The organism is Okeania sp. SIO3B5 (genome assembly GCF_010692555.1).
Taxonomy (GTDB): Bacteria; Cyanobacteriota; Cyanobacteriia; order Cyanobacteriales; family Microcoleaceae; genus Okeania.
In genome coordinates, this window is record NZ_JAAHHG010000319.1 from 1 (window position 1) to 11,589 (window position 11,589).

General features: G+C 35.7%; 5 protein-coding genes and 1 pseudogene. 1 reads left to right on the forward strand and 5 read right to left on the reverse strand.

All coding sequences use genetic code 11. The features are described 5' to 3' along the window. Nucleotides 1-613 precede the first annotated feature (613 nt). Nucleotides 614-3,385, forward strand: coding sequence for a bifunctional diguanylate cyclase/phosphodiesterase (locus tag F6K54_RS30035; RefSeq protein WP_293086041.1), 2,772 nt, complete (start codon nt 614-616; stop codon nt 3,383-3,385). Between the two features lie 1,403 nt (nt 3,386-4,788). On the opposite strand, the gene lpxB is transcribed toward F6K54_RS30035, so the two are convergent. From lpxB to F6K54_RS30060, 5 genes and pseudogenes are all read right to left on the reverse strand, one after another. Then, nucleotides 4,789-5,988, reverse strand: a complete 1,200-nt coding sequence (gene lpxB, locus F6K54_RS30040; protein WP_293086044.1) for a lipid-A-disaccharide synthase — start codon at nt 5,986-5,988, stop codon at nt 4,789-4,791. 1,052 nt (nt 5,989-7,040) lie between these two features. After that, a complete protein-coding gene (locus tag F6K54_RS30045; RefSeq protein WP_293086047.1) occupies nt 7,041-8,450 on the reverse strand; it encodes a hypothetical protein in 1,410 nt (469 codons plus the stop codon). A gap of 24 nt (nt 8,451-8,474) precedes the next feature. Next, a complete protein-coding gene (gene lpxA, locus F6K54_RS30050) occupies nt 8,475-9,302 on the reverse strand; it encodes an acyl-ACP--UDP-N-acetylglucosamine O-acyltransferase (RefSeq protein WP_293086049.1) in 828 nt (275 codons plus the stop codon). Between the two features lie 3 nt (nt 9,303-9,305). Next, nucleotides 9,306-9,830 (reverse strand): 3-hydroxyacyl-ACP dehydratase FabZ, encoded by a 525-nt coding sequence (fabZ, locus tag F6K54_RS30055; protein WP_375342011.1) that lies wholly within the window; start codon nt 9,828-9,830, stop codon nt 9,306-9,308. Nucleotides 9,831-10,934: 1,104 nt separating this feature from the next. Next, a pseudogene (locus tag F6K54_RS30060) lies at nt 10,935-11,396 on the reverse strand (UDP-3-O-acyl-N-acetylglucosamine deacetylase); the annotation flags it as partial. Nucleotides 11,397-11,589 lie beyond the last annotated feature (193 nt).

The following is an 11,589-nucleotide window of genomic DNA, read 5'->3' on the forward strand; positions in this document are numbered from 1 at the left end:
GAAGGCAGAAGGGAAGAAAGGTTATTGTACAAGCTTTTGAACCTTTTTTAACTGGTCAGTTATTTCCGCCATCCTGCACTAGGAGTTATAGACAAGAGTAAATGCTTCTAATAAAGGTTTAAATCTAGAAATAACTGATTTAAAGAATACTCTTAATAGTACCGAAAAATACTCCACTGAAGTGATGATACTAAAAACTATTAGTTATTAGTATTTAATATAGTATTCTCATGCCTAAAAAAAACTTGATTTTTGTAATTATGTACTATATCTATAAGCTTGGAGTCAGTTAATTAGGGCTTGCTGATTAAAGACCAAAGTGTTTACTGGTAAAGGTTTCAGACTTTGCAGGTACTAAGGGAGTATCAGCTTTGAGGTAATTTCAGTTCAAAAATCTAGGATTTTGGGCATTTCGAGGGGTAGAAAATCAAGGGAAGATTCTTCTGGCTACCTTTTCTATGATTCTCATTACTCCTGGATTCTGAATTCTGGCTCCTCCTCTAAAAAAAAAGACTTTTTCAGCAAGCCCTAATTAAATATAGGGCAAGATGCTCAACCTACTTTAAGATGTATAAATTTTTTTATACTGATATATCTAATTATGTTTCCTGTTATGAATAATTGTATATGGGTGTTAAATCGAACAGGGTGTTTTTTAGAAAGTATTCCAGTAAATAAAGAAGTCTGCTTGTCGCAGTATAATCACCTAGAAATTCGTAAAATATGTCAAGTCATTGAAAATATTCAGAAAAACTTTTTGAGCAATCATATTCAAATTTGCTTGGAAACAAATCGTCCAGTTGAAATAGAAAAAATCTCTTATATAGAAGAGCAAAATGTAAAAATTAACGCTATAATTTACCCAATTAGCAAAGATAAAGTTATATTTAGCCCTTATAATATTCAAGTGATAGACTCCAATATTAAATCACAAAAAAAAGACTCCATAGTTACAGAAACAGACGAACAATTACAAACACTTTTAGAAGCAATACCAGGATTAGTTTCTTGGATTAGTTCAGATTTATGTTATTTAGGAGTGAATAGACATTTAGCTGAAATTTACAAATTATCTCCAGAAGAATTTATTGGTAAAGAGATTGGTTTTCTGAGTGGAGAAGATGCAGAATTCCCCAAATTTGTACGTAATTTTTTTGAGAGTAATTCCACAGTTACTGTACAAGAAATGAAATCATCTGTAGGTCAATATCTCATAGTTGCTCAAAAATACAATCAGGGTCAAGCAGCGTGTACTGTTGGACTTGATATTACAGAACTGCGACAAACGGAAACAGCCCTAGCATTGACAGGTAAAGCTGTAGAAAGTAGTAGTGAAGCAATTAGTATGACTGATGCTAATGGTAATCACATCTATCAAAATCCAGCATTTACTCAACTTTTTGATTACGCAACAGTAGAAGAATTAAATGCTAATGGTGGGTTACTAAGTTTGATAACAGATGAGAGAGCCGCTAAACAAATATCTGACACTATAAAAAATGGAAAATCATGGAATGGTGAAATTTCCTGTCGTAGTCGTAGCGATCGCCTAATCCAGATTTTTATCCGAATAGATGCGATCAAAGATCCAAAAAAGCAAGTAATAGGATTTGTTGCTATTAGTGCAGATATTACTGAACGTAAGCAAGCAGAGAAACAACTGCGAGAAAATGAGCAAAGATTCCGATCACTAATTGAAAATAGCACAGATATTATCCAGATTTTAGACGAAAATGGCATTTATCAATACCTTAGTCCCTCCCAAGAAAGAATTTTAGGTTACACTTGTAAAGAATTAATAGGCAAATCTGCATTAGAGTTAATTCACCCCAACGATCGGTGGTGGATGAAACTGGTAATAGAAGGAGTACAGCAGTATCCGAAAACACGCAGGGGGTTAGATGAATATCGAGTCCGCCATAAAAATGGTAGTTGGTGTATATTTGAAGCAGTAGCAATGAATTTACTCGATGATAAATCAGTTCAGGGAATTGTCATCAACTGCCACGACGTAACAGAAAGAAAATCAGCAGAAGACAAACTGCTGCACCAATCCCTTTATGATAGCCTCACAGATTTGCCAAATAGAGCTTTATTAATGGAACGAATACAGCAAGCATTGGCACGCACGCGCAGAAACCCCAATTATATATTTGCTGTACTCACTATTAACTTAGATAGATTTAAAATAATTAATGAAAGTCATGGTCACTCTATGGGAGACCGACTCTTAGTTGAAATTGCCAAAAGAATCCAAGTTTGTTTGCGAGCAATAGATACGATAGCACGAACAGGTAGTGATGAGTTTGTTATTCTCCTAGAAAACGTTTACGATCAAGGAGATGCCATGGGGTTAGCAACTCTAATACAAACAGCGATCGCTCAACCTATAGAATTCGATACTCAGAGACTCTTCGTTACTGCTAGTATCGGTATTGTCATCAGTTCAGATGATTATCAATGGGCAGGCGATCTGCTCCGAGATGCTAATATTGCTATGGATCGAGCCAAAGTTGAAAATCAGGGAGGTTATTTAGTCTTCACTAGATCCATGCACAACGACGTTACAGAAATTATGCAATTAGAGCATGAGCTGCGTCATGCGGTAGAGATGCTAGAAAATTTAGCTCCCCCAGTTACCAATAATTTTTTGCTCAACTACCAACCAATTATTTCTCTATGTACAGGTAAATTATTAGGGTTTGAAGCTTTAGTACGGTGGCGACATCCTGAAGGGGGTATTATTTCTCCAATAAAATTTATCCCCCTGGCAGAAGAAACAGGTTTGATTATTCCTCTAGGTCAGTGGATATTGTGGGAAGTTTGTCGTCAACTCCAAGAATGGCAGAAAATCTACTCTCAAACTGACCTTACTGTAGCTGTAAACATTTCTGGTAAACAGTTTTCCCAACATAACTTAATTTTACATATTCAACGTATTTTGCAACAGACAGGTATAAATCCTCAAAAGTTGAAAATAGAGATTACAGAAAGTGTGGTAATGGATAATGCTGAGTCTGCTATTACTGTTTTGTCTCAACTGCAAGAGTTAGGAATACAGTTAAGTGTTGATGATTTTGGTACAGGATATTCATCTCTGAGTTATTTGCATCGTTTCCCTATTAATACTCTGAAAGTAGATAAATCTTTTGTGACAAATATGGGGGTTAATGGCGAAAATTGTGAAATTGTGCGGGCAGTTGTTACATTAGCTCATAGTCTGGGATTAGATGTAGTAGCAGAGGGGATAGAAACAGAGCAACAGTTGACTCAACTGAAGAATTTAGGATGTGAATATGGTCAGGGATACTTGTTCTCTAAACCTGTAGATGCAACAGGAGCAACAGCATTATTAGATACTAATTTTTTTATTAATAGGCAGTAGGGAGTAGGGAGTAGGGAGTAGGGGAGTAAGGGAGTAGGGGAGTAGGGGAGTAGGGGAGTAGGGGAGTAGGGGAGTAGGAAAGTAAGGGAGTAAGGGAGTAGGGGAGTAGGGGAGTAGGGGAGATAAAGACACCTAGAAATAAAAAATCTATTGCACAATTTTAAATGTGTCAGTCTAGTAGGTGGAAATAATTAATTTTATATCATGTCCGGTAGCATCGGAGCGTGTATAAAATTAAGTCATAATTGGAAGAAACCTTTCAGCATAGCTGCCCTCAGCTCCCGCTGCCTTCCTTAAACCAAAGTATATATTCAGGCGGAGATGATATTATTTTTTTATTATTGGAGGGTAGTGGTGTACAAATAGTGATTTTTGCAGTTAAGCTCCTGACGATGAAAGGGGTTTATTTATGAGTATCACTACATCTACAGGACTACCAATTATTGAATTATTAATGATTCGCTAATTTAGGATTCAATAACGTTTTGAGCAATTATAAGCCAGCGACAGTATGTTATACCAATTTGATAAATGTTTGCTACAAATATCTAGGGTATTTCTTAGGAGTCAGGAGTCATATCATGTCCGGTTGAATAATTAGGGTTTGCTGAAAAAGTCTTTTAGTAGGGGTAGGAGACAGGAGACAGCTATACTGGAGACAGGAGGAACGGGGAATTATAGAGGAAGTAGGAGTAAGAATTTTCCCTTTATTTTTCTGCCATAGTCAGCCCAAAATACTAGCTTTTTGAGCGTTTTCAACTGAAACAGGCGCACTTTTTTAGGCCCTAAAAATTCTCAAACCTTTATATATCAATACTTTTATCATTAATCAGCAAGCCCTAATTAGGGTTTGCTGAAAAAGTCTTATGGGTGAGGGTAGGAGACAGGAGACAACCCACCCCTAGCCCCTCCCAGGAGGGGGAGACAGGAGAAATGGGTACTTATAGAAGGTAGGAGCTAAGTTTTGTAAGAATGATTTTTCTGCCTAACTATGAGCCTAGAATATTAACTTTTTGAGGGTTTTAGACGTGATACCAGGCACTTTTTTAGACCCCAAAAAGGCACTTACCAATATCAGTAAATACTTTTAGATTTAATCAGCAAGCCCTATTTAAGGCTGGAAACCTTTATAGGTATTGATTACAATTTTATTCAGCAAGCCCTAATTATCTTTTCTGTGCCGGGTTTAATATCAAATCCATTTAATTCGGTATAAAAACATTCTTCATCTTCACGGCGTTGCTGAGGGGCGGGATGAATATCAGTGGTAAGTGGGGATAGGCATCCTGCTTGTCCCTGCCAAGGATTGAAAATATCAGGAACGGGAAAATATCAGGAACGGGCAAGATGCCCATTCCACTTCCACAAAACTATAATTGTTTTTAATTGTCTCAAAACTATTTTTATTTTCCGCTCAAAACTGAATCCAAAATTGCTTGAGCTGCGCGACAACAAACCCCTTCTTCTCCCAAAGCATGACGCATTTCTTGATAATTTACTATCATTTTTTCTCGGTGCTGAGAATTTAATAGAAGTTCCAAAGCTTCAGAAACAATATTTTCAGGAGTAGCATTTTCTTGAAATAATTCTGGCACAATAGCTTTCATTTGTACCAAGTTTGGTGGCGACATAAATGGAATCGAAAATCTCAAAATATTCCTAGCAATCCAAACAGTTATTGGATTAACTTTATAAACAACTACTTGCGGTATATTTAGCAAAGCTATTTCCAAATTTACAGTACCAGATTTAGCGATCGCTAAGTCGGCTGCAGCCAGAATTTCTAAATTTTTACTTTCTTGTATTTTTTGATTATTTTGTGGCAGAGAAGGATAAATTTTTGCCTGTAGTTGATACTTTTTAATTGCCTCTTCAATAGGATGACGATAACTTTCTAAAGATAGAGGAATTAGAAAATTAACTTGAGGTAACTTTTCCTGAATTATTTGTGCTGCTCGAAATATTACTGGCATTAAATATTTAACTTCTTGTTGTCGAGATGCTGGTAATAAAGCGATCGCTATTGTCTCTGATTTTATGCCCAAATTATGACGTGCTTTTTCCCGACTAGGAGCTATTTTTATTCTGTCAATAATGGGATGACCTACCCAAGTAACTTTAGCTCCTTTTTGTTGAAAATAATTTGCTTCTTCCGGAAAAATTGCCAAAATTTTGTTTGCTAGATTTACTATCTTATTTGTTTTACCTTTTCCCAGAGACCAAACCCATTCTTGAGGAGCAATGTACCAAATAATCGGTAAATTCGGCCAGGTTTTGCGGATATAACTACCAATACTAATATTAGGTCCCATATAGTCAATCAAAACAACTATATCAGGGGATTCGTGATGTAAATATTCTTTTGCTTTTTGTTGTAATTTCAGAGTAGGAAAAACAAAAGGCAAAGATTCAATAATTCCTACAGCACCAATTTTTGTCGTATTTCCTAATAAAGTAGCACCAGCAGCAGCCATTCTATCGCCCCCCAAGGCGACAATATCTAAATTTAAACCTTGAAGTTGAGCTTGACGGTAGAGTGCTTCAACTAATAGAGACCCTTGTAAATCTCCAGAAACTTCACCTGTACTAATAAAAATTTTCATAAGACATAGGGGACTGGTTATTTCAGTTATCAGTTATCAGTGTAAGCATTCAGCTGTCAGCATTTCAGCGTTCAGCTATGACTTTTCGTTTTATATAAAAGCTTTAGTAATTAAGGTAGAATTTCTACTTACTACCAAAGTCGGCCTTAAAGCCTATATTAATTTAAGTCCCCTTATAAGAACTGAGAGCTGATAGCTAATAGCTGTTTGCGCAGCAGTCCGCAGGAAATGCTTACGTTATCAGTTATCAGCAAAAGAGGTACAAATATAAAAATTCAAACCTCAATTACTTCATTCCAACTGAAAGAAACTATATACCAATCGAAGCAAAAATTAAGACATTTCTAAATGATTGAACTCAATCATAGATTATTTTTGACTTTTACCTTGTCCATAGCGCAACAAGACTTTTAAATAATAGTATATTAATTAAATTTATAATTAATTGATTAATATATTGATAATTTAAATTGATTTTGACAAAAAAAGTTCAAATGAGCTATCGGCAGGCAAATTTGAGGGAAAAATCGCGATTTCGCGCCTGTATGAGCAATCTTTCCATAAACGCTACAAGTCTTGATATGCAGTAAATACAGGATTTTTGCCGCTCGGTCAATTTTGATGTATATTGAGTACAAGTCTGTCGCTCTGCGTAGGTGCTTATTAAAATGAATTAATATTATTCATAGTAGTGGACTGTTTTAACTAAAATAATGATGCAATAGGAAATTTACTAGAGATTGCTTTCCTAACGGAATGCTCCGCAAACACTATCGTTTGCTATCGCAAAGCTACGCTAACGCAATGACAATTCTAATGCACATTTTTAGATGAAACAATCCAGTAGAGTAGTTGAAGCATTCGTATAATTCTTGTTATGGCAAGGTTTGATCAATTTTTTCTAATCTTTACAGCTCATGTATTTGAATAAAAATCTATTGCACCAAATTAGCTGTGTCGGTCCAGTAGGATTCACTAGACGGCTAAAATCTAGACTGTAAAAAGCATTCAACAACCCGTCGTAACGCACCCTTTTAAATGTGTCAGTCTGTCTATGGCGTACAAATATTAACATCTGAATTACTTTCTCTCAACTCAAAGCTCTCATAATTCTTGATATTAAATGACAAATCTTGACTCCTATTTTGCATAGCATTACGAAGTGCCTGACATAAATTGACCTCTGTATCTTTAGAGATAATACTAATTATAATTACTTTACGTTGATAAGCTGTCTCTTCTTTATCTAATGAACATTCTTCTTCTTTTTCTTTGTACTTTCCTAAGTTCAAAGTGTATCTTTTCTTGATTGCGAGATTCTTTGTTGTGAGATTGTCATGTTTCTCTAAAGCCTCATTCAACCATCCATCTAGTTTTTTAGCTCTCCTGTAGGCTCTCTTGTTTTCTTCGCCAGGTTCTTTTTCCTCACATGAAGCAGTACCGGCACTAATAAGTTCAGAAGCTTTTATAAAACCCGATAGCATATCTTCTCTAAAGAGCAAATTACGAATACTAGCATCTTTTCCTTCCAACTTAGTCGTCTCATCGCTTTCAAATGCCCAATTATATTTGTCTGATAAGACAGTGAATTGAAACTCAGCTTTTTTGTTGTTTTCATCTACTCCTTTAACTTCAGGTATATTGTTAAATTCATCTTCTGTTAAAAATACCTGAAGCCTGATTGGCAGTATCCTAAACTTGATTAACCTACAACGTTCTTCACCTTTGAAATAATCTTTAGTTTCCCACTCTACAAAAGACTTGAAATTGTTCTCATTTACAAGTTGTCTAAGTTTAGGATTATTATACTTTTTAAGTTCAGACCAAAGTTGAGGCGAAATTTGTTTATATATTGCTTCTTCTTGTATTTTTGGCAAAGCAGAACCACAGTATTCCTCAATTTCAATAAATTCCGTAATCTTATCTCCAAGCTTTTGAGTTGCCTTGAAAAATATGCAAGACTTACCAAAATCACTGGGGCTGTTCTCATATTTTTCTTCTTCTAAAACTACAGATTCTTTGAGAATAGGAATTAGCTCTTCTCTTTTAGTAGTAGCGTTATCTTCACCTATGATATCTTTAAGTTTATTATCTGAGAATAACTCTTCTACTGCCTTTATCTTAGCTCCCTCCCGCAAAACCTTCTTAAACTCATCAATGTTATTGTATGCTACTGGATAAGAGTATGCGCAATGCTCGTAATAGCTTTTTTCATCCTTAAATAAATAATGTTGTAGAAGTGGAACTGGAGAACGATTAATCAAAATTGCCAGTATAAGGAATATCGGACCTAAAAATTTAAGCTTTCTGTTAAGTGATGTAGAAAACTTAGGAACTTTAAATTGTCCAAAGTCATAACCTGGAAAATAAGGAGCTATACAGAGGATAAAAGAAACGACTAATATAAAGTATCCAAAAGCTTCGGGCAAGCCTAACCATTGTATAATGCTTTTATTTTCCATCTCATGTATTCAACAAAAACTCTACTAATTATCAAGCTCTTCTAACTTCACTCCCTTCGAGATTTTTCCTGGCATTGGTCCACGACGTTTAGACCCAACAGACAAACTTAAAAACTGATATAATTCTTGGATATACTTATTCTCTGAAAGTAACTCTAATTCCTCTAAAGCTTCACTGAAAAGTTTACCCGAACGATACAGAATCCGAAAAGCATTTTTCAATATTGCTAAATCTGCACTGGTCAAACCAGCACGCTTTAATCCTAATAAATTGAGCGATCGCACCAAACAAGGATGCCCTTCGACCAACATAAATGGTGGTACATCTCTAACGACACGACTCATACCACCCACCATAGCCATTTGACCAATATGAACAAACTGATGAATACCCAAAACTCCACCAATTACAGCTTTAGACTCAATTTTGACATGACCTGCTAAAGACACAGCATTAGCTATGACCACAGAATCTTCAATAATACAATTGTGCGCCACATGGACATAAGCCATCAGTAAATTGTCATTACCAATAACAGTACTCTCACCTGCATAAGTAGCGCGATTAACTGTAACGTATTCCCTGATTTTGTTATTGTTGCCAATTTTTACCCAACTTGGAGCACCTGCATATTTTAAATCTTGTGGTTCTATACCAATAGCTGCCCCAGGAAAAATTCGATTACCAGAGCCAATTTCTGTTGGCCCTTCAATCACGACATGGGCACCAATAGTAGTTCCTGCTCCTACCTTTACCTGTTCCCCAATTACAGCATAAGGCCCTACCTGTACAGTAGGATGTAGGTTAGCACTTTCAGCAATAACAGCTGTTGGATGAATCAGAGTAGGCATACTTCAATCCATTATTGAAAACATCAAATTTCCTTCTGCGGCTTTTTGACCATCAACTTCTGCAAGACCTTGCACTTTGCCAAACTTGCCACCTTTAACAGATAATAATTCTGTCTTTAATATTAGTTGGTCTCCTGGCACTACTGGACGACGAAACTTTACCTTATCCATACCTGCAAATACAAATAATCCTTTCTGAAGCTCTGGCATTTGAGCAAAGACTATGCCTGCAACTTGAGCCATTGCTTCTATGATTAATACCCCTGGCATAATTGGTCGTCCAGGAAAATGTCCTTGAAAATGGGGTTCATTAAATGTGACATTTTTAATACCTACTGCTCTTTTTCCTGGTACATATTCTATAATACGGTCTACCAAAGCAAAGGGATATCGGTGGGGTAATAGTTTGTGAATTTCTTCAACGGTCATAATATTTACCCCAGTAGTCGCAGCATCCTGATTTTGCTGAGTTGAAGAATTTTCTGTGGTTTGTGCTGAATCTGTTGTAGTTTTTTCAGAGGTTGACATTATGTACAGTTCTTGATTGGCAGTCTCGATTTTAGCATTAGACATCTCCGAAAAAGATATAGACTTTTTGCAAGATTAGGGAATAGGGAATAGGGAATAGGGAATAGGGAATAGGGAATAGATTTTTATGGCCAAAGATTACGAAAAATGATTTTATTACAGCGCTTTTCATTTAAGTAGACTACAAAATTCTTTTGGTGCGCGGGAGTAGGGAGTAGGAGAATGCTTTGGGCACTGTAGTCTATCTATTTGAAAATATAAGTGACTGTTACAACTCTAGCTTATGTTAAATAAAGAGCAAGTTTATTTTCTAGAGATATCTGTTATACCAATTTGAAAAAAGAATGCTACAAAAAGGTAGACCTTGCTCGAATATGCTTAAAAATAGCTATTCCAGTTCATTTTAGATAGTTATTTATATTTTTTTCCCTTTTTTTCAATATTTATCCCTTCTTCCTTCTTTCCTATTCCTTCTTTCGTACGGACGTTGCATGCAACGTCCCTACCATCTGTAACAAACATTTATCAAATTAGTATTAGTAAAAAATAATCCTGACTTTAAATTTTGGGTAAGCATTCAGTCGTCAGCTATTAGCTATTGCTTTTGGTGTAGTTTCAAAGTTGTATTAATCTCGTCAGAGTTAAATCTTATGACAAAAATTGTTAAACTCTATATTCATTTAAACTCCTTCCTTAAAGGCAAGGTCTTATTGCTGATAACTGACAGCTAATAGATGAATGCTTACCATTTTGGCGTTGCTGAATCAAGGTATGAAAATCAAAACTGAATAATCTTAAATATTTGTCATTAATATAGTTTATAAATCGCCAAAAAATACAAATCATACCCAAAATTAGCAATACCAAAAACCTAATGGACATCTGGTATAAATTCAAAATAAAATCAATTATTATCCATAAAATATCAATTATTTCTCCCTGTCCCCTCTTTTGGTGAAGATGTCTAATATTAATTATTTATTGTAGCAATTCTCAAATCCAAAATCCTGTTCACCAAACATCCAAAATAATTTGTCGCTGTGCAACGCCATAAATTTCATAATTCTATCTCACATCACATAAAATATGTATAACACCTACGACCTACGACCTGAAATTAGTTTTACTTAAAGACAATTCAGAAATTTTTTGAGCTAATTGGATATGTAATTTATGGCTAGCTTTATAAGCGAGATAATGAGCTTGAGGAAAACTACCTAATAAACTCAAATCTCCTACTAAGTCCAAGAGTTTATGACGTACAGGTTCATTTTCAAATCTTAAGGGTGGATTTAACCATCCCGACTCATTACAAACTAGAGCATTATCTAGACTACCACCTTTAATTAAACCAGCTTCTCGTAATTGGTCAATTTGATGTGCTAAGGCAAATGTACGAGCTGGGGCAATAAACTCAGCAAAACTTTCTGTTTCTGGAGACCAACTATGCCATTGATTACCAATAGCTGGTAGATTAAAATCTATTCCGTAAGTAAATCGAGTTTCTGGACTAGGTAAAGCAGCCACAAAAGCATCACCTTGATTTATCCAAATTGGTCGATCAATCGAATTTTTGGTCTTTAATTTTCGGTTGAGGATGTGATTTATTGCCTGTGGAGTGTAAGTATTGTTAATATTTTTTTGCCCCATCTCCCCATCTCCCCATCTCCCCATCTCCCCATCTCCCCATCTCCCCATCTCCCCATCTCCCCATCTCCCCATCTCCCCATCTCACCATCTCCCACACTCCCCATCTCCC